This is a genomic window from Neolewinella xylanilytica, from assembly GCF_002934605.1.
Classification (GTDB): Bacteria; Bacteroidota; Bacteroidia; order Chitinophagales; family Saprospiraceae; genus Neolewinella; species Neolewinella xylanilytica.
In genome coordinates this window covers 2,058,916-2,081,044 of the sequence record NZ_PTJC01000006.1, presented here as the reverse complement: position 1 = coordinate 2,081,044, position 22,129 = coordinate 2,058,916, and the positions used below count along the sequence as shown (strand labels likewise).

The following is a 22,129-nucleotide window of genomic DNA, read 5'->3' as shown; positions in this document are numbered from 1 at the left end:
AATTAATGGCGGGCGTAGCGGCGGCGGCGGAAAAAGGTAAAGAGGAATCCGAAAGCCGCGAGTAACAAGAGGGGTGCGGCCAGATTGAGCGCCCGCCAGTAGCCGGCTTCGGCGAGTGCCCGGTTTTGGTCCAGGAGCCGCAATTTGACCTGTTTGCTCCGGCTCGTGATCACCCCGGCGGGATTCAACAGGTATTCGATGGCATTAAGTATAAAGGCCTTGTTGGCGTAGGGGATCTTCGAGTAGGGGTTGACGCCGAGGAATCCGATCTCGCCACGGCTGTTCACGCTGTTGGCCAGTACGTCGCCGTCGCTGATGACGATCATGGACGTGGAAACCGATTGCTGGCGGTAATCCATTCCGCTCTGGCGGAGGGCAACTTCGTTCTCCCGGCTAAGTCGGTTGGCGTAAGGACTTTCGAAGGTTCCTTCCAGCAGCAATGCCAGGGGTAGATTAGCTTCATCAAAGCGGTCCAGATCGACACTGAATTTCTGGGCGTCGAGATCGATCGGGGAGGGCAATCGTTGGCGCCGACTGTTGCTGCTGCTCGAGAGCAAAACCGTTTGCCGGACGCCCGCGCTGCCGGCCACTTCCTCAATGAGGGTAGGGTAGCGCAGGTCCACTCCATCAATGTTCTGTACGATGGGGTGGTCGGCCTCCGGTAGGGCGAGTACGTGGTAGGGAAAGGGCACGAGCGTTGGCTTTGGCCCCGACTGACCCTGGGTCGTCACGATTGGGATCGGCGTGTTCACCAGGTCGAGTACCAATTGGTTCCCCAATCGGAATCCGTACCGGAAGAACAGGTCCTCCAGTCCCAGTTCCCGGGACTGCGGATAGGCCTCTCCGGTGGCGCGCAGGCTGTCGAAGTCCATGGCCACCGCATCCATCGCCCAGATCACCTTCCCGCCGTTCATCACGTACTGGTCGAGTTTGAACGCCTCGAAATCGGTGAATGGTTCGGTAGGTTTCGCCACGATCAGCAGGGCGATTTCCTGGGGAATGGTGGCGAAACTGTCGAGGTAGACCGGACCGACTTCGTAGTCCTTGCGGAGTTCCGATACCAGGTCGGCGGTGGCGCGGGCACCCAACTCGCCATTGCCGAGCGCAAACCCGATGATGGGCTTTTCGTCGGTCGTCAGGCTGGTGATGGCCTGCATGAATTTGTATTCGATCAGGTTTTCGGCCTGATTGAGCTGGCGGGCGAGGGGAACGTCCGGCCGGGTGGTTTCCAGGAGCGGTACCACTCGGTACCGGTTGCCGTAGTAAAACAGGGCGTAGGGGTAAATGGCCTTGGTGGTGCGTTGCCCGGCCGTTTGTTGGTAGTCGGTGAGGGGTACGATGCCATCCTCCAACATGGCTTCCTGCCGTTCGCGGACCTCGTCGGCGTTGCCGGCGAGCGGATCCACGAATTCGTATTCCAGCGCATCGGTATAGCCCGTGAAATCTTCCAGGGTTTCCGCCACCCGCGTGCGTAGTCGATCGTAGCTGGCGGGCAACTCGCCGTCCAGAAGGATGCGGATGTATACCGGCTCTTCCAGCTCGCTGAGTCGTGCGGCCGTATTATCGGTGAGGGTAAAGCGCCGGTCTTCGGTAAGGTCCAGCGCCGTATACAGCCGGGTACCCCCGAGGCGTGCGTTGGCCAGTACGTTGATTACGACGAGCAAGACGAGCGCCAGCACAAACTGTAGCAACGACTGGAAACGGTGTTTTTTCTCGAGTGATGGCATGGTGAGCGGCGGCGAAGATAGGGAACGCGAGGACTAACGAGCGGTGCGGTCGTTTCGGTGCCCCCAACGAATCGAGCGGTTGTCAGCCCGGCACCAATTCGGGGTGGCATGGCGTGCTTAAAGCGCGAGTTTGTCGTCCCCGGATTCCTACGCCTTGCGTGCGTGTTGTACCTTTGGTATGATCTGCAAAGACGTGCTGTCCCGTACCGCAATAATCCAGCACCTACTATGAAGCGAATTAGTCGATTAAGCTGCCTGTTCTTCCTGTTTGGCTTGCTCGTGGCCTGCGAGGAGGATATTAACCCGGATTACGCCAAGGACGTAGCCGATCCGGAATACTACCATCGGTCGGTCAAGCAACTTACCGACGTGATCGTCCACGATATTTTTTCTCCCCCGGTAGCGAGCCGGATCTATTCCTATTCGAGTATCGCCGGCTACGAAGCGATGGCTGCCGGGGATCCAAACCTGGTGAGCCTCTCCGGCCAGATTTCCCACCTTTCACCTGCGCCCGCGCCGCCCCCTAACGTGGAAATCGCATACCCCCTCGCTGCCGTGGTTGCCCAGTTCAAGGTGGGTAAAAGCATGGTGTTCAGCGAAGACAAAATGGATGCGTACCGCGACCAGCTCTATGCCGAGTACCGCGAGATCCGAATGCCCGAGGAAGTGTTCGAGGCTTCGGTCGCCTACGGGGAAGCCGTCGCCGATCACGTGATTAAGTGGTACGACGGCGACATGTATAAGCAGACCCGCACCTTTCCGAAGTATTCCATCACCGACGACGAGTCGAAGTGGCAACCCACGCCACCCGATTACATGGACGGGATCGAACCCAGCTGGATGAAAATCCGGCCCTTCACCCTCGACAGCGCCAGCCAGTTTTCACCGCCGCCGCCGACGGAGTATAGCCTGGAGCCGGATAGCAAGTGGATGCGGGAAGTCAATGAAGTGTACACCGCTTTGACGGGAGTCGACGAGAAAACCTCCGCCGAGCGGCAGGCCATCGCGCAGTTCTGGGACTGTAACCCTTACGTAAGCCATACCGTCGGCCACCTCATGTTCGCCACGAAGAAGATTACCCCCGGGGGGCACTGGATCAATATTGCTTCCATCGCGGCCAAGAAGGCGGACGCCGATTTCGCCCGGACCGTGGAAACCTACGCGGCAACCAGCATCGCTATGTTCGACGGCTTTATCAGCTGTTGGGAAGAAAAGTACCGGAGCAAACTGGTGCGTCCCGAAACCTTCATCAATCGCCACATCGACCAGGAGTGGCGGCCGCTGCTCCAGACGCCGCCCTTCCCCGAGCACACCAGCGGTCATTCGGTCGTAAGCCGCGCCTGCGCCATGGTCCTGACCGACCTCTACGGGGACAATTTCGCTTTCGACGACGACAGCGAGATGGAATACGACCTGCCGACCCGCAGTTTTCCCAGTTTCCTCGCGGCGAGCGAAGAGGCCGCCATTAGCCGTCTCTACGGTGGCATTCACTACCGGCCGTCCATCGATTACGGTATCGCACAGGGGGAAAAAGTCGGCAAACACGTACTCGAAAGCTTGCGTACACGGGCCATGATTACCGAGGAACGGCCACGGTGAATGTAGTACTGGCAATTATTGTCCAACTCGTCGCCTACCTCATTGTGTTGCTGGCGGATCCCTACACCGGTACGTTGGTCTGCGCGGTGCTCGGCGCGATCGCTTTCGCCATTTGGCTGCTGAGCTACGTGGTGGAATGGGTCGAGCCCAGCCGGGTTACCCGCAGCTATTATCACTACGTTCTTTCCGCGTGGGTGGCCCCGTGGTTGGCCCTGGTCGGATTCGTGCTCCTAAATGGCGAAATAGGCTGGCTGTGAAGCCGAACATGCAGCCGATACCACCGCTTGAATAAACCATGAAGCGATTCATTCTCTACTCGCGCGGGCGGCTTTCCGCCTTCGGTTATGCCTTTCGGGGTGCTTACGACCTGCTGCGCAACCACGCTCCGTCGAAGATTCATATCCTGGCCTTCATCGGCATGATCACGGTATCCTGGTGGCTGGAATTCCCCCTCTGGAAGTGGGTCGCGGTTCTGCTTTGTTCCGGTATGGTGTTGGCCGCCGAAGCCCTCAATACGGCGGTGGAATACGTCGTCGACCTGGTGAGCCCGGATTACCACGTACTAGCGGGAAAGGCCAAGGACGTAGCCGCCGGGGCTGTGCTGTTTACAGCCGTTTTTTCGGGGCTCATCGCGATCTTGCTGATTGCCGATGCCCTCTGGTGGCACCATCCCGAACTTCTCTACTAGTAGGTTTTGGTCATATTTTCCGGAACGAGCAGAATGAAATCCGCCGTTCCTTCGCTGTCTTCGCGCAGATCGCTCATATCCCGTTGCTCTAGGGTGGAAATGGTGACGACCTTCAGTTGGGGCTTATACTGCCGCAGGTACCACACGATCCCCTCGTAGTTGTCGCTGTGGTAGCTCCCGTTGATGTGCAGAAAGGGCCGGCCGGGTCGGGCATGGTTGACGATCTGCCAGGCCATGGTAGCGTCCTTGATCGCCTGTGCCTTGGGGAAATTTTCCCCGGCGTGGGGGTTGGCCTGGTTTGGCATCCGCATCGCTTTGTAACCGGGAAGTTCCGGATCGTAGGGCGGGGGAATGGGCGGGAGCGATAACTGGTCGGAGGCCTTCAACGTTTTCAGGTAGATGAACCCCCGCTGAAAAACCATCTGGGCGTATTCCCGGGGAACGTTGGTAGCTACTACGTCCACACTATCCGCGCGAGCCCGCAACAGGATGGGCAGATAATCCGTGTGAAAATTGGGCCACACTCCGCCGGTATAGTGATCGAGCTCTTCCACCGTCAGGCTATCGGCCATAAATTTGGAAAGCGCGTCCTGCTCGTCGGTCTCGAACATCTCCATACCGAGGCCGTAGCTACCGAGGGCCTTCATGATTTCGAGCTGCATCCAGTGGGAGATGGGGTTGTTGTGGTACTCTCCGAACAGGATCACGTCAGCGGTACGTAGCTGTTTCACCATGTATTGAAAGGGAACCTCCCGTCCGCGACTATCGTATAGTGCAAAAGCACGTGGATTAGCTTGGGCCCCGAGCGTTACACTCGCAAGCACCAAACTAATCCACGTAAATAGTAATCTCATGGCTTAGACGTTTACGTCCAGCCAAAGATAGATAACTTAGGCTAGTACGGCATCTCTCCACCGGTAGCGCCAATCACCTCGCCGGTCATGTAACTGGCTTCCTGGGAAGCTAATAGTACATAGGCGGGGGCGAGCTCGACCGGTTGGCCGGGCCGCTTGAGGAGGGTGGAGCTGCCAAACTTTTCGATCTTGTCCTGCGGCTGTCCGCCGGACGACTGCAGCGGCGTCCAAAACGGGCCCGGAGCTACGGCATTGACGCGAATGCCTTTTTCGGCTACCTGGGCCGCCAGGGCTTTGGTAAAGGCGACGTTGGATGCCTTGGTCTGGGCGTAGTCAATCAGGCTCGCGGACGGATCGAACGACTGTACCGATGCGGTATTGATGATGGAAGCACCGGCGGTCATGTGCTTCAGCGCGGCTTTGGTGATCCAAAACGGAGCGTAGACATTGACTTTGAAGGTGTTATCGAACTGCTCCGTGGTCAGGTCCTCGATTTTCGACTGGGCGGTCTGCCGGCCGGCGTTATTCACCAGGATATCAATTCCGCCGAGTTCCTTCACCGCGGTCTCCACGAGTTCGGTGCAGAATTTCTCGGATACGATATCACCGGGAATGGCGACGGCTTTCCGGCCCTCGGCTTCGATCAGTTTGATGACTTCCCGGGCGTTGGATTCCTCGCTCGGCAGGTAGCAGATGGCCACGTCCGCACCCTCTCGGGCGAAGGCAATGGCCGCGGCGCGTCCGATTCCGGAATCACCTCCGGTAATGAGCGCCTTGCGGTCCTCGAGGCGGCCGAAACCGACGTAGCTCTCTTCACCGTGATCGGGCTCCGGCTCCATTTTATTGACCGACCCAGGGCGATTCTGGGGCTGGCGGGGAAACGGAGGTGCCGGATATTGCTTGGTCGGGTCCTGCTTCTTGTACCGATCGGTTAATTTGTCTGTGGTAGTCATAATTTGTTAGTTTAATTAATGCGGTTACCGGGGAAACGGGAGCCATTTAGCATATGTTTGGCGAATCCCTCGCCCAAATTCTAACAAATTGTTTACCAGCACGACCGCCTATTTTCCCCCAACGTCCTGGTTCATCGCAGCCATGACCGCTGGCCAGTGGACTTGGGAAGCGCACGAGAACTACCAAAAAGGCGGCTGGCGCAATCGTTGCCGCATCGCCACGGCCAACGGACCCCTCCTACTCTCCGTGCCCCTGGAGGGCGGCAAACACCAGCAGATGCCGATCCGGGACGTGCGCATTAGCTACCGGACGGACTGGCAGCGGCAACACGAACAAAGTATTCGCAGTGCTTACGGGCGGGCGCCCTATTTCGAGTATTACGCCGATGCGGTCTTGGCTGCCGCCACCGCGCATACCGAACTACTCTGGGATTACAATTGGCTCCTTTCCACTACCGTCATCGAACTGCTTTCCCTAGACGTGGAACTGGATACGACCGAACGTTTTTGCGCCGGGAGCGCGGGTGCAACGCCTTTTCCCAAACCCGTGCCAACGCCCCCGTACCCGCAACTTTTCGAAGACCGCCACGGCTTTCTAAGTCAACTCAGCATCCTGGATGCCCTCTTTTGCCTCGGGCCCGAATTACCGTTGCTGCTTCACCAACGGTAGAAAAACCGGAGGTCCAGCGGAATGCTGAACGTCGTTTGCCGCGCCGGATCGCTGTAATCGAAAAAATCCTCGGCGTTCCCCTCCCCGAAATATGCGTCTTCCGGATGGATACGGTCCAATTGCACGACCCGCCTCCAGCGAATGCCCAGGCCAACGAACATGTCGACGGAGAATCGACCGTGCCGCGACTCCCATCCCACCAATCCATTCAGGGTGGTGATCCGGGCCGTCACCCGAATGGAATCCGCGTAGGTGTACGCATCCGCCGGCGTGTTATCCGGTGCGATAATTGGGACTACCGCCCGGTGGTCCCGGCGTAGGTGGTCCAGGCGGAGACCCATGTAGGGGGCTAGCGGCCGGTCGTTCGTATTGCCGAGATACCTTCTGACGCCGAGGTGCAGGCGGTGACCGCGAAGGTCGGTGATCTGCTCCCGTTCCTCGGGTATGGGAAGCAACCATAAGTGACCTATTTCCATCCCGTAGCCCGAAGACCAGATTTTTCCCACGCCGTATAGCACACCCGGATTTACCTGGTCGACCACCTTGAAGGGGGAGAGGAACAGGTAATTGCCGGCCATGGCCGAAACGGTGGAATCGGCGATCTGCTGGGCCGGGATCGGCGTCGCTAAGCAGAGCAACGTGACGAGCCAGCATCCCCTGAAGCGTAGTTTGACCATGGGTTTCGGGTAGGTACAATGGGAACGCGCCGGGGGTAACCCCCGCTGCTTTACCTTCGTTGCTATGTCCAATCTAATCGACGCCGGACTCCAGGCCGACCGGGCCCGCCTGGAGGAGATCATCAAGCGGTTGCACGAGCTGACCATACGGATCGGTCACGACGAGCTGGCTACCACCGTCAGCGACTTGCGCAACCGCATTTTCGAACCCTTCATGTTCGTGATCGTGGGCGAGGTAAAAGCCGGTAAATCGAGCTTCGTCAATGCCCTGCTGGCTACCGGAGAGGAGATCGCCAAGGCCGCCCCCCAACCGATGACCGATACGATTCAGCAGATCATCTACGGCGAGGAACGCCGGGAAATCACCGTCAATCCTTACCTGAAAAAGATCTTCCTGCCCGTGGAGATCTTGCGGGAGATCGCCATCGTGGATACGCCGGGCACCAATACCATCGTCGAACACCACCAGGAGATCACCGAGCAATTCATCCCGGCCAGTGACCTGATCGTATTCGTTTTCGAGGCTAAGAATCCCTACCGCCAGTCAGCCTGGGACTTTTTCAAGTACATCCACGGGGACTGGCGCAAGAAAACCATCTTCGTACTCCAGCAGAAAGACCTGGCCACCGAAAACGAACTGGCCGTCAACACCGAGGGGGTAGCCGAAAAGGCGCGCAAAGAAGGGATCGAGAAGCCCAACGTTTTTACCGTTTCCGCCCGGGAGGAACAATTGGGGATGGAGGGTAGCGGCTTCGCGGAGCTGCGGGAATACATCGCGGGAAACATCACGGGCGGGCGGGCACCCCGGCTGAAGCTCAACAACAGCATCCTCACGGCTCAGACCATCAATCGCCGGATCGCGGACGGCCTCGAGGTACGGCGACGGCAGTACGAGGCCGATAACCTTTTCCGGGCCGACATCGAGGAAACCCTCAACTCCGAAGTAAGCCAGAGCAACAAACAGGTCGACCTGATGGTGGAGAACCTGCTCCATACCTACGATAACATCACCCGCGAAAAGCAGGAAGAGCTGCGGTCCGGGCTGTCGATGTTCGGCCTCATCAAGCGGAGCGTAGTATCGAAATTCGGCAGTACGCCGAACGCCAAGGCCTGGTTGGAGGGGGTGGCGAAGGACCTCGAGACCGACCTCAATGACAAGCTCCGCGGCCGGCTCAACGAACAGGTCGTGGATCTGGCCGAGCGGATCCAGCAAATGGTGAAAACGATCGACCTGAAGATCCGCAACAGCGAAACGATCCTGCGCAACGACCATGACCTATTCAGCAGTATCGCCGAACGGCGGGAGAATATTCTGCGCGACCTCCAGGATGCCTTCAACCGCTTCGTGGGGAAAACGGAAAATTTTACCGACGACAGTCTGCTCTCCGGGCGCGAAAATCTGGCCCCGAACCTCGCGGCGGGGGGTGGGGTAGCGGCTCTGGGAGTAATTCTGATGGCGCTCAGTAGCCTCCCCCTAGTGGACGTCACCGGCGGCATTCTGACCACCGTGGGCGTGATCTTTACCGGCTTCAGCACCCGCGGCATGCGCAAGCGGGTCACCGAGGGCTTCGATAAGGAAGTCGCTGCCGGACGCGTCCAACTGGCACGCGACCTGGAGGATCGCCTGAAGTCCTACATCACTACCCTCCGCAAGCGCATCGAAGCGAATTTCGGCCGTTTCGACGAAATGCTGGAGCGGGAAGAAAAGAACCTGCTGATCCTGGAAGGTACCCACCGGGAAGTTGACGAACAGTTGGATGCCCTGACCACCGAAGCTTAAATCACACCAGGTTGCCACACCGTTACTTCCTGATTAACAAGCCATACGGGGTCTTGAGCCAATTTACCCGGGAGGTGCCGGAGCACCGTACCCTGGCCGACTTATTTCCCTTTCCCCGCGGGGTCTATCCCGTCGGACGGCTGGATCGGGACAGTGAGGGGCTGCTAATTCTCACCGATGATCCCCGGCTGAATGACCGCTTGCTTCACCCCCGCCACGCCCACGCTCGTACGTATTGGGTACAGGTCGAGGGGGAACCGGGAGCGGAGGCACTGGAAGCCCTCGCCCGGGGCCCGGAGATCCGAATAAAGGGAAAGGTTCATCGGAGTCAACCGGTAGTAGTGAAACCCATTGCACCTGCGGTCCCGCGCAGAAACCCTCCCATCCGCGAGCGGAAACACATTGCCGACTCCTGGCTTCAACTTACGCTGACGGAGGGGAAAAATCGGCAGGTGCGGCGGATGTGCGCGGCGGTAGGGTTTCCGGTACTCCGGCTACTTCGCTACGCCATTGAGGGACTGTCGCTGGAGGAGCTGGAGGGGGAAGCCGTCCGGGAGGTTACGGGTGACTGGTTGCGGACGAAGCTCGAACTTAGGTAGGGAATTTCCGTGTTCATGAAGTAAATTGTCCCATAAAGCGTCTGGTGTTTGCCGGATACGCGGGTCATGGCACTTAAATCTCGTCTCATGGAAAGACTTCGTCGCAAATTGGAGCATTCGGCTTTCGGCGTGTGCGCCTGGCTGGGAGACAAGATGGGCATTCAGCGCAGCCGCGTCCGCATTTACTTTATTTACTTGTCCTGCTTGTCCCTCGGTTCCTCGTTGCTCTTCTATTTCTTTATTGCCTTTTGGCTGAATATCCGGGAATACCTGCGGGAGGGACGGCGGCAGATAGGGCTCTAGTCTACTGGGAGTAGGTGGGGCAAGAAGTCTCCCCGGTATTCGTTTTGAAGAACAGCTAGGTCCGGAGCCGTTTCGCCACCGTTTTAAATCGAATCTCTTGCTACGCGTCGCAGTCCTGTTGGTTCTACTGACTTCCCTTTCCAGCTCTTTACGGGCCCAACAAGTTTATCTCGAACCGCTGCGGATCGGAAGCAGCGTTCTCACGGTCACGGCAATACAAGGCGTGGCGGTGGGCGATGCGTTGCTCGTCTACCAATTTGGTGGGGCCCGGGCTACGGAAAGCGGTGCGAATGCCGGTAAGGTCGTCGACTACCTTGGCGCCGGACAATACGAAGTGACGCGAATCACCCGGATCAGTGGCGATTCGCTATTCGTTTCTCCCGGCCTCACGCACACTTACCTGCCGGCTTACACCCAGCTCGTGGTGGATGCGAGGGTTGAAGCACGGACGGTAGGGAATCTAACGGCACCGGACTTTGACGGTCGAACGGGGGGCATATTGTTTTTGACCGCAACGGAGCACCTCCGGGTCACGGGCTTGCTCGATGCCGCGGGTCGGGGCTTTCGCGGTGGTCGGGGCGTGCAAAAATCGGATGATTGCATCTTTTTGAGTGCGTCCGACGACTACACCTACGCCGATGGCAGTTTCGAGGGCACGCGTAGGGGGGAGGGCATCACTCCCTTACCCGCCGGTCGCGAACTGGGCCGCGCGCCGCTGGCGAATGGCGGGGGGGGCGGTAACGATCACAATTCCGGCGGTGGCGGGGGAGCGAACTGGTCCGGTGGGGGACGGGGTGGGTTGAATATTACGAATTCACCCTTTCGGTGCAGTGGGCGGTATCCAGGCATGGGAGGTTACGGCCTGCACGATGATTATGGCCGGATCTACTTTGGCGGCGGCGGTGGTGCCGGACACGCTAACAACACCTCGGCCGCCGGTGGCGGTGCGGGCGGGGGCATCGTCGTACTGTGGGCGCCCACCGTGACCTTCGTGGAGGGCGGGGCCGTTCGGGTAAACGGAGCGCCAGGAGCCAGCGTGAGTGGAGACGGGGCCGGGGGCGGCGGCGCGGCGGGAACCATCCTTATCCTGGCCGACTACACTACCGGAAGCGCGAATCTCCTTCTTCGGGGCGGCGGGGGTGGCAACACGGACAACCAATCCGACCGCTGCTTCGGTCCAGGTGGCGGCGGAGCGGGTGGCCGGCTGCTCATCAGCAACGATTTTTCCGAACTATCGCTAACCGAGGATTACGCGGGCGGCGCGGCCGGAATCCGCATCGGTAGCAGCATCTGCCAACCCACGGACGGACCCGCCGAGCCGGGCTGGCAGGGTGGACTCACGGAAATTACCTTCAAGCGGCCGGTCAGTCGCTTTACTTTAAGCAGCCCGGTAGCCTGTCCGTCGGACCTGATAACCGTAATCGACCGGCATACCGGGAGTGATAGCGTAAGCTGGCAAATCCTTCCGGATACCACCGGTCTTCGGACCAGCACTACGGCAGACGGGTTCACGATCGCGGTTTCCAAACGGGCTATCGGGACGTACGCCGTTACCCAGACGCTGTACGCAGCCGGAAACAACTACCCCGGAGATACCCTCCGGTTCGTCGTCGCCGAGGCGGCTGCGGCCGATTCCATCGTAGCGGAGCGCATGGGTGATTCGGTTCGGGTAAGGGTGATCAACGGAAGTGGCTACGATTCGATCCGGTACGCTTTCGGTGATGGAAGCGATATCACGACTGATCAACCGACCGCCACGCATCGCTACACCACTACGGGTGCGTTTACCGTTACGGTGACCTTGTTCAACGGCGCTTGTGGTGCGCTTACCCTCTCCACAACTCCTCCGCCGCCACGGCAACTCACCCGTGCTCTCATCCTGGAGAAAGATCCTACCGGCTGTCCCCCGTTGATCATCACCCCGTTCGCCCTGAGCCAGGGCAACTACGCATCCCGACGCTGGGATTTTCCGGGCGGAGAGCCGGCCACTTCGACCGAAGAAAAGCCTTCGGTCATCTACCGTACCCCCGGCATCTATACCGTCACGCTGACCCTGAGCGGTAGCACCGTCGGGGGGGATACCATCGCTACGCTACGGGTTACGGTTTTCGACGCTCCAACGGCCGGTTTTGACTACTCCTGGTCGGACGGCAGGGTAGTGTTTACCAACCGCAGCGAGAACGCCGTATCGAGTCAGTGGTTTTTCGGTGACGGCAGTACCAGCCAGGAGGATCACCCCGTACATGCTTACCCCAAAGACAGTACCTACCTCGTCACCCTGGTGACTACCGGGCCATCGTGTACCGATACGCTTCGCCGGGAAGTTTCCACCCTTCCGCTCGCTACCTCCAGAGACCCGATGGAACCGGAGATATGGGTCTACCCAAACCCCACGGAAGGCGCGGTTTACGTAGCCGGCCCGGCCCGCATTATCGGCGTGTTGGATGCACGGGGTCGCCGTCTTCCCACGGGGGAGGACACCGTCGATCTCGGTCCGCTTCCGCCCGGCGTGTATTTCATCCGTTTGCAAACTAGCCGGGGGATACGAACGGTACGGGTAGTTAAATCTTGAGGCGGCGCTGGCTTCTTTTCACCCGATAGCCGGGGAAAATGAATGCGGTGGTAAACTATCGCTACCGGCCAACCATTAGCAGCCAGCGCCTTTCATCTTATCCCGTTGCCATGCAGGTAGCGGTAAATTCTTTCCACTTTGACTAAGCAACATTCCCAACCGAATTCCGCCAACCTAGGCATCGCGATCATCGGGCTCGGCGGGGCGGTGGCGACCACGGCGGTGGCAGGCACCGAGCTCATCCGCAAGGGGCTGCAGGACACTACCGGACTTCCCCTGGCGGAGCACGACCAGCTGGACCTTATTGATTACGGCAACGTCTATTTTCGGGGATGGGACCTGTTCGAGGATGACCTCTACGCCGCGGCGGCCAACCACCGGGTTCTCAGTAGCGAGCAATTGGCATCGGTCCGGCCGGCGTTGTCCGAAATGCGTCCCTGGAAGGCCATCAGTAACCGCGATTACTGCGAGGGAGTGGTGTGCGATGAAGACAGCAAGGGCACCCACCGCGAGCACGTGGACAGCATCGGTCGGCAACTCCGGGAATTTGCCGGCGAGATCGGGGGGCGCGTGGTAGTCATCAACCTCGCCAGCACGGAGCACGCCCTTGATGTGTCCGACCAAATCTACCAAACCGTAGCGGCCTTCGAGCAGGCGCTCACCCAAAACCATCCCGGCATCAGCCCGGCTATGCTTTATGCCTATGCATGCATTCAGCACGGCGTTCCCTACGGGAATTTTACTCCGAGTCGGGCGGCCGATATCCCGGCTCTCCGAAGGTTAGCTGCCGAAAAGAACGTGCCGGTAGCGGGTAAGGATGGTAAAACGGGACAGACCTACATCAAAACGGTGTTAGCCCCGGCCCTGCGCGCTCGGGCCCTGCGCGTTCGGGGGTGGTTTAGTACCAATATTTTGGGTAACCGCGACGGGGAAGCCTTGCGCCAGCCCAAGTCGCTGGAAAATAAAATCGGCACCAAAGGGGACGTACTGGCAAATTGTCTTGGCTACCCCGTCGAGGATCACCTCGTAAAGATCAATTACTATCGGCCGCGGGGTGACGATAAAGAGGCATGGGACAATATCGACATAGATGGATTTCTGGGCCAGCCCATGCAGATCAAAGTGAATTTTCTGTGTAAAGACAGCATCCTCGCCGCACCGCTCGCCATTGAAATCGCCCGCTGTCTGGAACTGGCCAGTCGGCGCGGACAGGGCGGCGTCATCGAAGAACTGGGGGTGTTTTTTAAGGCTCCCATGACCGGAGATGGACGGGAACCAAATCACAATTTTACCGAGCAGCACCTCACCCTCCTCGCTTGGTTGGAGAAAAATAGTCGGGTGGCCTCGGAAAGCGGCCGGGAAAACGCCGCATCCGATTCCGTAGCCTGATCGAACCGGGTGACGGTTACGTGGACCATCGGCCCGCCGGCAACCCCGTGATCTCCCTGCCGCAACGTTAAACGAATGCACCAACCCCTCCGCTACGCTTACAACACGAATGGTTGTACGAACCACCGCCTGTCCGATGCCCTGCGCCTGATGGCGGATGCCGGGTACGATGGCGTGGCACTAACACTGGATTGGCACCATCTCGACCCCTTTGCGGCCGACTGGAAAGAACAGGCTCGGAAGTTGCGCGGCGAGCTTGGGGGCTACGGCCTAGGATGTGTGATCGAGACCGGCGCGCGCTACCTGCTCGATCCGGCGCATAAACACCAACCGACACTCCTACATCCCACGCCGGAAGGGCGGCAACGTCGGGTCGACTTTTTACAACGGGCGGTGGATATCGGAGCCATTCTGGAAGCCGAAACCGTTTCGTGTTGGTCGGGGATCCAACCCCCGTCATTGACGCGATCCGAAGCACACCAGTACTTGGTGGAGGGGCTCGTTCGAGTAGCTGATTACGCGTCTGCCAGGGGTGTGAGCCTCAGTCTGGAACCCGAGCCGGGCATGCTGATCGAACGGAACGCGGATTATGAGGCGCTTCTGGGCAGCCATCCCGCCCTGCAGCAACATCTTCGTTTGGCCCTCGATTTAGGCCACGTGTGGGTAACCGGTGAAAGCGCTCCGGACACCGCGATTACCCAGTATGTCCACCGGTTGGGTACGGTATCCATTGAAGGCATGGCGCGGGGCGTGCACCATCATCTTCCCCTCCACGAAGGGGATATGGCTATCCCCCCCTTGCTGGCCGCCCTTAAAGCGGTTGCCTTTCGGGGGCTGATTTGTGTAGAATTGAGCCGCGAATCGCCGCGAGCCCACCTGGCCATTCCGGAGAGTATTCAACTACTGCAAGCGCTCGAGCGGGAAATTAATAGCTGAACGATCTAGCGCGCGGCGCACGCATAACCATTTGCATAGACTGGCGTATTACCCCTATGATCCGGAATAAGCTAAACGATACTCAATGTCCGCGCATTTGGATCGGGTAAAGCACCATACAAAGAGCCAATGGGATCGGCTGCACCCGCATACCGTCCCCGACTGGGTAACCGAGCTGAACCGTACCGGTAAGGCCGGGCAGCCCTGTTTCTTTTTACTCGATTTCGAGCTCCGCAAGCCGCAGGTATTTACCGGTGACCTAGGGGCCTCCCGGGGGGTACGATTTAGCTTTCCCGGGAGGCGCGATCCGTTTTGGAGCACGTCTAGGCAACCGGAAATGCGTCCGGATTATCTGCCCTTCTCCGCTTTCGAGCCTCCCTTCCAAATCGTGCAGCAGGGGCTGCAACGCGGCGATAGCTTTCTCACTAACCTGACCTTTGCTACGCCGGTAGCGTTGCTGGCGGATGGGTTGGAAGATGTGTATCGCGCCACTCGGGCCAAATATCGGGTCCTTTTGCCCCATCACTTCGTGTGCTTCAGCCCGGAGACGTTTGTGACTGTCGATGACCACAATCAACTGGAAACCAGACCAATGAAAGGCACTGCCCCTAATACGGAAGAAGGAATTGATCACCTCTTGTCCAATCCGAAGGAGGTGGCCGAGCACGCCACGATTGTCGACCTTATGCGCAATGACCTGAGCCGGGTGGCGTCTAACGTGCGGGTGACGGATTATCGGTATGTGGAGCCGATCGAGTCCGCGGCGGGGGGACTGGTGCAAACCAGCTCGCGCATCGGGGGGGATTTACCGGTCGATTGGCCTGACCGCCTTGGAAGTCTGCTTTACGAATTACTTCCCGCCGGATCGGTAAGCGGGGCCCCAAAACCGGCTACCCTGGACCTGATCCGCCGGGCGGAGGGCACCGACCGGGGGTATTACTGTGGCATCGCCGGGTACTTTGACGGACGAACGTTGGATAGTTGCGTGTTGATCCGGTATTTGGAGCAGGTCGACGATCGCTACCTTTTTCGTTCCGGAGGTGGGATTACGGCGCGTAGCTCGGCCCGGGAAGAATACGAAGAGGTCAAGGCGAAAATCCGCCTCCCGCTGAGAAAGCCCCGGTAGCCATATCTTCGCCAACCGATGCCCCATTCCCCCTCACCCTTATTGCTTGAATCCATCCGATTGGAAGATGGCAAGGCGCCCTTGTTGGCCCGTCACCAACTCCGGGTAGACCGGTCCAGGCAGCGGTACTACGGCAAAGCACCGGCCTTTAAACTCGCTGAGGTACTGGAAGGGCTCGAACTCCCCGAAAGCGGTGTCCACAAGTTGCGCTTATTGTACCGGGCTGGTCTGGAAAGTTACGAGATTCTACCCTACACCGTCCGTCCGGTGCAATCGCTGCGGATCGTGGAAGCCGACGACTTGCGGTACTCGCGCAAATACGCCGACCGAAGCGGTATCGATGCCCTTTTCGCCCGCCGGGAAAACTGTGACGACGTATTGATCGTGCAGCGGCAGCACATCACCGACAGTAGCTACGCGAATTTGGCTCTCTACGATGGCAGCCGGTGGTATACGCCCGCCTGGCCCCTTTTACAGGGCACGCGCCGGGCCGAGCTCATTCATACCAACGTGCTGCAGCCTTCGGTGATCCGGGTAAAGGATCTGGCCAACTTCGAACGCATCCGACTGGTGAATTCGATGATGGATTGGGAAGACGGTCCAACGGTAAGAATTACCGCCGTTCTCGGCTACTAAAGTTAGCGGGCAGCCTCCAGGCGCCGCCGCAGGTTGGCAACCGTTTCGGCGGGACCACCGGTGAGGATTTCCCGGCGTAGCCATCCCGGCAATCCCGATCCGGCGTCCGTGCGTACCGTACACTGCAATTTGATTCCTTCGCCATTGGGAAGGGGAGTGATGATCCACTCGCCGAAATACGTCGTCAGCCGGTCCCGACCGGATTCACTGGGAATAGCGTCGGGCGTTGACGTAATCGTTCGGGTCAGTACCCCTTCCGCGTTGATCCACTGCTGAATACGGGCGACTACCTCTTTATCCCGGAAGGGAAAAGGTAGATCGATTCCGGATACGTAGACGTAATCGTCCGGGGTGCCACCCGCCACGATGTAAGCGCCGTCGCAGCGGTGGACCCATTCGGGGTAGCTAGCGGCATCGTCCAGCGTCTTTTTCGCGGCCATTACGTCGGCGTCGGCTACGGTAATTACCCGAACGGACATGTCGCTGTTACTTTCCTCCCGGACGTAAACCTGCACGGCGCCATCTTCGGTCTGCAGGACGAAACCGTCACTGGTTTGGGCGCGGACGCAGGTGCAAAAGCATATCGTCAGGAGCAAGGTGAATGGGTACAACATGGACATTTGTTAGGGGCGAAGTAAACGAATGAACGTTCGCGGGTGGATGGTAAGTTGTCGGTTCAACCCCGGCTCGGACAATTTTTTGTTTTGGACATCCCCTAATTTCCGTACATTTCCGATCCACGTCGATCATTAATACAACGTATTTATGCGCTTTAAAGCATTTGCCAGTGTTTTGCTGGCTACCCTGGTAACACCAGTAGTTGCCCAGGAAGGATTCACTTCCCTCACCCCAGGCAACGACCTTAGCGATTGGGAGTCTTACGGGGGAGTTGCACCTTTCGAACTGGTTGGTGACACCGTTATCGGCACCGCGATCACGAATACGCCCAATACATTTCTTTGTACCGAGCGGCCCTACGAGGATTTCATCCTCGAACTCGAATTCTTTGATGAAGCGCCCCTTAACAGCGGTGTCATGGCGCGGGGACAGTGGCGGCAACAGGACGACGTTCGTCGGGTATACGGCTACCAGGTCGAGATCGATCCTAGCCCCCGCGGCTATACGGCCGGTATTTACGACGAGGCGCGCCGGGGATGGATTTACCCGCTGCACTATAACGACCCGGCCCGTACCGCTTACCGACACGGCGAGTGGAATTCCATGCGGATAGAATTTATTGGCGACGAGCTTCGGACGTTTATCAACGGCCAGTCCGCCGCCAATCTCATCGACAGCGTTGATGCATCAGGTATGATCTGTCTGCAGGTCCATTCCGTGTACATGCCGGATATGGAGGGTAAAAAAGTGATGTGGCGCAACATTCGCGTGAAGGATAACGCCACCGAAGCCGACCGGATGCAGACCGTGCTCGCTCCCGAGGAAAACATGCTGGTGAATCAGCTTACGGAAAGAGAAAAGCGACAGGGTTGGCGATTGCTGTTTGACGGGCAATCCACCCAGGGGTGGCGCGGCGCGAAGCTGGAGGAATTCCCGGAGTCGGGTTGGGAAGTTGCCGATGGTGAACTACGCGTCCTGGCGGGTAACGGCGGGGAATCAAACAACGGAGGAGACATCGTTACCAAAGATCAATTCAGCGACTTCGAGCTGGTCTTCGAATTCAAACCTACCGAGGGGGCCAATTCGGGGGTGAAGTATTTCGTGGATCCCGATCTCAACAAAAGCGGCGGTTCGGCTATCGGGCTGGAATATCAAATCCTGGACGACCAACGCCACCCCGATGCCAAGGCCGGCGTGATGGGCAACCGCACCATGGCTTCCCTGTATGACCTCATCCCCGCCGATCCGGTGGATGTGGACCGCCGTAAGGATTATGCCATCGACGACTGGAACCGGGGCCGGATCAAAGTGAAAGACGGCAAAGTGGAGCACTGGCTGAACGGCTACAAGGTGGTGGAATACGACCGATACAGCCAAATGTTCGGCGCGCTTGTCAACTACAGCAAATACAAGGATTGGGAAAATTTCGGCCGGTGGCCGCAGGGACCCATCCTCCTCCAGGATCACGGTAACGCCGTGGCATTTCGTACGATCAAAATTCGTGAACTTTAAACATAGCCGATCATGTCAAACCGTAGATCCTTCATCAAAAAAACCGCTCTTGCCGGAGCCGGTCTCACTATGGGCATGCCTGCTTTCGGGAACGTGCTCGGCGCTAACGACCAGGTAAACGTGGCTGTATTCGGTACGAACAGCCGGGGCAATTACCTCGCTCACACCTTTGCCGGAGCCAAGAACTGCAAGGTCGTGGGAATCGGTGATACGGATACGCGAGCCATAGAAAAGGGCCAGAAATCCGTCATGGACGTGACCGGCGAAAAGCCGACCGGTGGACAGGATTTCCGCCGCTTTCTCGACGATCCGGATATACAGGCGGTAGTGATCGCCACGCCGGATCACTGGCACGCCCCAATGGCCATTATGGCCCTCGATGCCGGAAAGCACGTGTACGTGGAAAAACCCTGTAGCCAGAACCCCGCCGAGGGGGAAATGCTGCTGGCCAAACAAGCCAAAACCGGCCTGAAGGTGCAGATGGGCAACCAAACGCGCAGCAGCGTATCGCTCAATCGGATCATGAAGGAGATCCACGACGGCCTGATCGGGAAGGCCTACGCCGCCAAGGCGTGGTACGCTAACAACCGGGGCCCCATCGGTGAGCACGAATTCGGTCCGGTGCCGGAATGGCTCGACTGGGATCTATGGCAGGGCCCCGCTCCGCGCCAAGAATTCGATAACCTGCTCGTGCACTACAACTGGCACTGGTTCTGGAAGTACGGCACCGGAGAACTGCTCAACAACGGTACGCACGAAGTCGATATGTGCCGGTGGGCGCTCCAGGTAGATTACCCCAGTCAGGTGACCAGCAGTGGCGGTCGTTACCACTTCGACGATGCCTGGGAAGCTTACGATACCCAACTGGCCAGTTTTGAATTCGCCGACAATAAACAGATTCACTGGGACGGCCGGAGTTGTAACGGCATGCCGCTGTACGACCGGGGCCGCGGCGCCATCGTCTACGGCACCGAAGGATCGGTCATCATGGATCGGAGTGGCTACGTGGTGTACGATCTACGCGGCAATGAGATCCGGCACGAACAGGAAACGGGGGCTACCATAAGTATGGATACCCGGGGTGGGGGGAACCTGGACGAGATGCACATTGCCAACTTCATCCGGGGAGTTAATAGCGGGGAGGAATTAAATTCCGACATCAACAGCGCCCGCCCCAGTGTACTGATGTGCCACCTTGGGAATATGGCCCAACGCACGGGTGAGATCCTGCACATCGATCAGGAAACCGGCAAGCCACAGGATAGTGAGGCCGCCATGGCGCTTTGGGAAAGGGAATACGCGGACGGATGGAGGCCCCAAGTGTAAGTTCTTAGCCCGGGTCGTGCTACCTTTGGGGCAATGGAAGTCCATTACCGCCTCGCCGACCTGCCTCGATTTCGTAGAGCCGTTCTCACCATCGGAAGTTTCGATGGGGTGCACCGCGGTCACCAGCAACTGCTGAAGCGTATTCGCCGGATGGCGGAGCGCCGGCAAGGTGAAAGCGTCGTGATTACCTTTTACCCGCACCCCAGGACGGTGCTACGACCGGAAGACAATACCCTACGGCTGCTTTCGACTACCCGCGAGAAGGAGCGCTTCTGTGCCGAGCAGGGCATCGATCATCTCGTTGTCGTACCCTTCGACCTGACCTTCAGCGAGCAAAGCCCATCGGAGTACATCGAGAACTTCCTGGTACGGTATTTTAATCCCGACCGGATCGTTATCGGGTACGACCACCAGTTCGGAAAGGATCGGTCGGGGGACGTCGAATTTCTCCGGTACTACGGCGATCGGCTGGGGTACGAGGTGGTGGAGATTGCCGCCCAGGAAGTGAACGCGATTACGGTGAGTTCAACGAAGATCCGGCAAGCCCTCTCCCAGGGTCGGGTGAGCGAAGCGACGGAACTGATGGGACGCCCCTACGAGATTACCGGTGAGGTGGTGAAGGGCAATCAAATCGGCCGGACCATCGATTACCCGACGGCCAACCTTCTTCCGGAAGACCCGGTCAAACTCATTCCCGCCCACGGTATATACGCCGTTACCGCATGGGTAGACGGGGTACTACGTGGGGGCATGCTCTACATTGGGGACCGCCCGGTGGTAAATGACGGGCGAGGAACGATCGTCGAACTCCATCTCTTCGACTTTGCCGGTGATTTATACGGTCGCTCCGTCACGGTATACTTTCACGAGTACTTGCGGGGCGACCGGCAGCTTAGTGACCTGGAATCCTTGCGGGAACAACTCCGCACCGACGAATCGCGGGCACGGGCGATCCTCTCGGAACGGGAAAGCCAAAAAAAAAGCGACGATGACTTCGCTCCGGATACCGCGGTGGTTATCCTGAACTTCAACGGGGAAGGCTACCTCAGGAAATATTTATCCACCGTGGAGGAGTATTTGCCGGGTCACTGCCGCGTGGTCGTGGCGGATAACCGGAGCACCGACGGCTCGGTACCCTATCTGCGCGCCCATCACCCGGGAGTGGAGGTAATTGTCCTGGAGGAGAATTACGGGTACGCTGGGGGGTACAACCACGCGCTGCAGCTAGTAAAGGCCGATATCTATGTCTTGCTCAATTCTGATGTACGCGTCACACCGAAATGGCTGGAAACCATCCTGCCGCATTTCCGCGATCCGTTGGTGGGAGGTATACAGCCCAAAGTGCTGGCGGAGCACCATCCGGAGTGCTTCGAGTATGCCGGGGCCAGCGGGGGGTACCTGGACTTTCTGGGGTATCCTTTTTGCCGGGGGCGCATTTTCGCTCACACCGAGCGCGACGAAGGGCAGTACGACGGTTGCCGCGAAATTTTTTGGGCTACCGGGGCGGCTTTCTTCGTCCGCGCTACCGCTTTTCACGCCATGGATGGATTTGAGCCGGAATACTTCGCCCACGCCGAAGAGATCGATCTCTGCTGGCGAATGAAACGGGCCGGATATAAGATTTTGGTGGAGCCGGAATCGACGGTTTACCACGTGGGTGGGGGTACCCTGGCGTACGACACCCCGCGGAAGGCTTTTCTCAATTTTCGCAATACCTTGATTACCAGCTTTAAGAATGAGGAGGCTACCCGACTGTTCTGGTGGCTGCCGGTACGGCTGTTACTCGATGGGGCAGCATCGGCGCTGTTTTTAAGCCAGGGTAAATTTGCGCACGTGATGTCGGTATTGCGGGCGCATTGGTCCTTTTATTTACAGCTACCGCTCTGGATTTACCGGCGGGCACAACGTGACCGGGAAATCGAACTCGGCAGGGTAGGGCCCCCCCGAACGGACGCCGGGCGGGTCGCGGATAGCATCGCCCTACATTACTATTTACTCGGCCATCACCGGTTCTACGAGATCGTGATCCCCCAGATCCGCGTCGAGCCGGGGGCGGATGCGGTCGCCTCCTAGCGCAGTGGGTTGGTTCGGATTAGCCGTCGTAAAAGATGGGGAGTTTAATTGAGCCCTTCCCGGTGGCTTTTGTTTCTTTGCCCGAACACAA

Annotated in this window: 20 protein-coding genes; 15 read left to right on the top strand and 5 right to left on the bottom strand. The window is 58.6% G+C overall.

The window, feature by feature from the left end; translation table 11 throughout:
- Positions 1-2: 2 nt before the first annotated feature.
- Positions 3-1,727 (bottom strand): gliding motility-associated ABC transporter substrate-binding protein GldG, encoded by a 1,725-nt coding sequence (gldG, locus tag CLV84_RS17835; RefSeq protein WP_104421106.1) that lies wholly within the window; start codon positions 1,725-1,727, stop codon positions 3-5.
- Positions 1,728-1,955: 228 nt separating this feature from the next.
- Between gldG and CLV84_RS17830 the strand changes: the two genes are divergently transcribed.
- From CLV84_RS17830 to CLV84_RS17820, 3 genes are read left to right on the top strand one after another with little or no spacing between them, the layout of a single operon-like run.
- Positions 1,956-3,326 (top strand): vanadium-dependent haloperoxidase, encoded by a 1,371-nt coding sequence (locus CLV84_RS17830; protein WP_104421105.1) that lies wholly within the window; start codon positions 1,956-1,958, stop codon positions 3,324-3,326.
- Positions 3,323-3,583 (top strand): hypothetical protein, encoded by a 261-nt coding sequence (locus tag CLV84_RS17825; protein ID WP_104421104.1) that lies wholly within the window; start codon positions 3,323-3,325, stop codon positions 3,581-3,583. The genes CLV84_RS17830 and CLV84_RS17825 overlap by 4 nt, the downstream gene beginning before the upstream one ends.
- Positions 3,584-3,621: 38 nt before the next feature.
- Positions 3,622-4,014 (top strand): diacylglycerol kinase family protein, encoded by a 393-nt coding sequence (locus tag CLV84_RS17820; protein WP_104421103.1) that lies wholly within the window; start codon positions 3,622-3,624, stop codon positions 4,012-4,014.
- On the opposite strand, the gene CLV84_RS17815 is transcribed toward CLV84_RS17820, so the two are convergent.
- Together CLV84_RS17815 and CLV84_RS17810 are read right to left on the bottom strand one after the other, a co-directional pair.
- Positions 4,011-4,748 carry a ChaN family lipoprotein gene (locus CLV84_RS17815; protein WP_245911548.1) on the bottom strand — a complete coding sequence of 246 codons (738 nt, stop codon included), beginning with the start codon at positions 4,746-4,748 and terminating at the stop codon, positions 4,011-4,013. The two genes, CLV84_RS17820 and CLV84_RS17815, sit on opposite strands and share 4 nt — an antisense overlap.
- 161 nt (positions 4,749-4,909) lie before the next feature.
- Positions 4,910-5,821 carry an SDR family oxidoreductase gene (locus CLV84_RS17810; RefSeq protein ID WP_104421101.1) on the bottom strand — a complete coding sequence of 304 codons (912 nt, stop codon included), beginning with the start codon at positions 5,819-5,821 and terminating at the stop codon, positions 4,910-4,912.
- A gap of 142 nt (positions 5,822-5,963) precedes the next feature.
- Here CLV84_RS17810 and CLV84_RS17805 point away from each other — a divergent pair, with 142 nt between their 5' ends.
- Positions 5,964-6,491, top strand: a complete 528-nt coding sequence (locus tag CLV84_RS17805; protein WP_104421100.1) for a WbqC family protein — start codon at positions 5,964-5,966, stop codon at positions 6,489-6,491.
- Here the strand turns inward: CLV84_RS17805 and CLV84_RS17800 are convergent.
- Positions 6,479-7,168 carry a hypothetical protein gene (locus tag CLV84_RS17800; RefSeq protein ID WP_104421099.1) on the bottom strand — a complete coding sequence of 230 codons (690 nt, stop codon included), beginning with the start codon at positions 7,166-7,168 and terminating at the stop codon, positions 6,479-6,481. The two genes, CLV84_RS17805 and CLV84_RS17800, sit on opposite strands and share 13 nt — an antisense overlap.
- 64 nt (positions 7,169-7,232) lie before the next feature.
- Between CLV84_RS17800 and CLV84_RS17795 the strand changes: the two genes are divergently transcribed.
- From CLV84_RS17795 to CLV84_RS17760, 8 genes are all read left to right on the top strand, one after another.
- Positions 7,233-8,948, top strand: coding sequence for a dynamin family protein (locus tag CLV84_RS17795; RefSeq protein WP_104421098.1), 1,716 nt, complete (start codon positions 7,233-7,235; stop codon positions 8,946-8,948).
- A gap of 11 nt (positions 8,949-8,959) precedes the next feature.
- A complete protein-coding gene (locus tag CLV84_RS17790) occupies positions 8,960-9,547 on the top strand; it encodes a pseudouridine synthase (RefSeq protein WP_104421097.1) in 588 nt (195 codons plus the stop codon).
- An 87-nt stretch (positions 9,548-9,634) separates the two neighbouring features.
- Complete coding sequence (locus tag CLV84_RS17785) at positions 9,635-9,850, top strand: PspC domain-containing protein (RefSeq protein WP_104421096.1); 216 nt, start codon at positions 9,635-9,637, stop codon at positions 9,848-9,850.
- Positions 9,851-9,947: 97 nt separating this feature from the next.
- The gene (locus CLV84_RS17780) at positions 9,948-12,422 is read left to right on the top strand and encodes a PKD domain-containing protein (protein WP_146088855.1); all 2,475 of its coding nucleotides are present in this window, start codon (positions 9,948-9,950) and stop codon (positions 12,420-12,422) included.
- Between the two features lie 138 nt (positions 12,423-12,560).
- The gene (locus CLV84_RS17775; protein WP_104421094.1) at positions 12,561-13,811 is read left to right on the top strand and encodes an inositol-3-phosphate synthase; all 1,251 of its coding nucleotides are present in this window, start codon (positions 12,561-12,563) and stop codon (positions 13,809-13,811) included.
- A gap of 75 nt (positions 13,812-13,886) precedes the next feature.
- Complete coding sequence (locus CLV84_RS17770) at positions 13,887-14,747, top strand: sugar phosphate isomerase/epimerase family protein (RefSeq protein WP_104421093.1); 861 nt, start codon at positions 13,887-13,889, stop codon at positions 14,745-14,747.
- A 139-nt stretch (positions 14,748-14,886) separates the two neighbouring features.
- Positions 14,887-15,873 carry an aminodeoxychorismate synthase component I gene (locus CLV84_RS17765; protein WP_245911558.1) on the top strand — a complete coding sequence of 329 codons (987 nt, stop codon included), beginning with the start codon at positions 14,887-14,889 and terminating at the stop codon, positions 15,871-15,873.
- An 18-nt stretch (positions 15,874-15,891) separates the two neighbouring features.
- Positions 15,892-16,509 (top strand): aminotransferase class IV, encoded by a 618-nt coding sequence (locus tag CLV84_RS17760; RefSeq protein ID WP_104421091.1) that lies wholly within the window; start codon positions 15,892-15,894, stop codon positions 16,507-16,509.
- A 2-nt stretch (positions 16,510-16,511) separates the two neighbouring features.
- On the opposite strand, the gene CLV84_RS17755 is transcribed toward CLV84_RS17760, so the two are convergent.
- Positions 16,512-17,123: an START domain-containing protein gene (locus CLV84_RS17755; protein ID WP_170067761.1), complete on the bottom strand. Its 612-nt coding sequence runs from the start codon at positions 17,121-17,123 to the stop codon at positions 16,512-16,514.
- Between the two features lie 151 nt (positions 17,124-17,274).
- Here CLV84_RS17755 and CLV84_RS17750 point away from each other — a divergent pair, with 151 nt between their 5' ends.
- From CLV84_RS17750 to CLV84_RS17740, 3 genes are read left to right on the top strand one after another with little or no spacing between them, the layout of a single operon-like run.
- Positions 17,275-18,639 (top strand): 3-keto-disaccharide hydrolase, encoded by a 1,365-nt coding sequence (locus CLV84_RS17750; protein WP_104421089.1) that lies wholly within the window; start codon positions 17,275-17,277, stop codon positions 18,637-18,639.
- Between the two features lie 12 nt (positions 18,640-18,651).
- Positions 18,652-19,965: a Gfo/Idh/MocA family protein gene (locus tag CLV84_RS17745; protein ID WP_104421088.1), complete on the top strand. Its 1,314-nt coding sequence runs from the start codon at positions 18,652-18,654 to the stop codon at positions 19,963-19,965.
- A 33-nt stretch (positions 19,966-19,998) separates the two neighbouring features.
- On the top strand, positions 19,999-22,038 hold the full coding sequence (locus CLV84_RS17740; protein ID WP_104421087.1) for a bifunctional riboflavin kinase/FAD synthetase: 2,040 nt from the start codon (positions 19,999-20,001) through the stop codon (positions 22,036-22,038).
- Positions 22,039-22,129: the final 91 nt, after the last annotated feature.

Coding starts and splice junctions, on each gene's coding strand:
- gldG (WP_104421106.1), bottom strand. CDS start 1,727: ATGCCATCACTCGAGAAAAAACACCGTTTCCAGTCGTTGCTACAGTTT.
- CLV84_RS17830 (WP_104421105.1), top strand. CDS start 1,956: ATGAAGCGAATTAGTCGATTAAGCTGCCTGTTCTTCCTGTTTGGCTTG.
- CLV84_RS17820 (WP_104421103.1), top strand. CDS start 3,622: ATGAAGCGATTCATTCTCTACTCGCGCGGGCGGCTTTCCGCCTTCGGT.
- CLV84_RS17815 (WP_245911548.1), bottom strand. CDS start 4,748: ATGGTGAAACAGCTACGTACCGCTGACGTGATCCTGTTCGGAGAGTAC.
- CLV84_RS17810 (WP_104421101.1), bottom strand. CDS start 5,821: ATGACTACCACAGACAAATTAACCGATCGGTACAAGAAGCAGGACCCG.
- CLV84_RS17805 (WP_104421100.1), top strand. CDS start 5,964: ATGACCGCTGGCCAGTGGACTTGGGAAGCGCACGAGAACTACCAAAAA.
- CLV84_RS17800 (WP_104421099.1), bottom strand. CDS start 7,168: ATGGTCAAACTACGCTTCAGGGGATGCTGGCTCGTCACGTTGCTCTGC.
- CLV84_RS17795 (WP_104421098.1), top strand. CDS start 7,233: ATGTCCAATCTAATCGACGCCGGACTCCAGGCCGACCGGGCCCGCCTG.
- CLV84_RS17785 (WP_104421096.1), top strand. CDS start 9,635: ATGGAAAGACTTCGTCGCAAATTGGAGCATTCGGCTTTCGGCGTGTGC.
- CLV84_RS17770 (WP_104421093.1), top strand. CDS start 13,887: ATGCACCAACCCCTCCGCTACGCTTACAACACGAATGGTTGTACGAAC.
- CLV84_RS17760 (WP_104421091.1), top strand. CDS start 15,892: ATGCCCCATTCCCCCTCACCCTTATTGCTTGAATCCATCCGATTGGAA.
- CLV84_RS17755 (WP_170067761.1), bottom strand. CDS start 17,123: ATGTTGTACCCATTCACCTTGCTCCTGACGATATGCTTTTGCACCTGC.
- CLV84_RS17750 (WP_104421089.1), top strand. CDS start 17,275: ATGCGCTTTAAAGCATTTGCCAGTGTTTTGCTGGCTACCCTGGTAACA.
- CLV84_RS17745 (WP_104421088.1), top strand. CDS start 18,652: ATGTCAAACCGTAGATCCTTCATCAAAAAAACCGCTCTTGCCGGAGCC.
- CLV84_RS17740 (WP_104421087.1), top strand. CDS start 19,999: ATGGAAGTCCATTACCGCCTCGCCGACCTGCCTCGATTTCGTAGAGCC.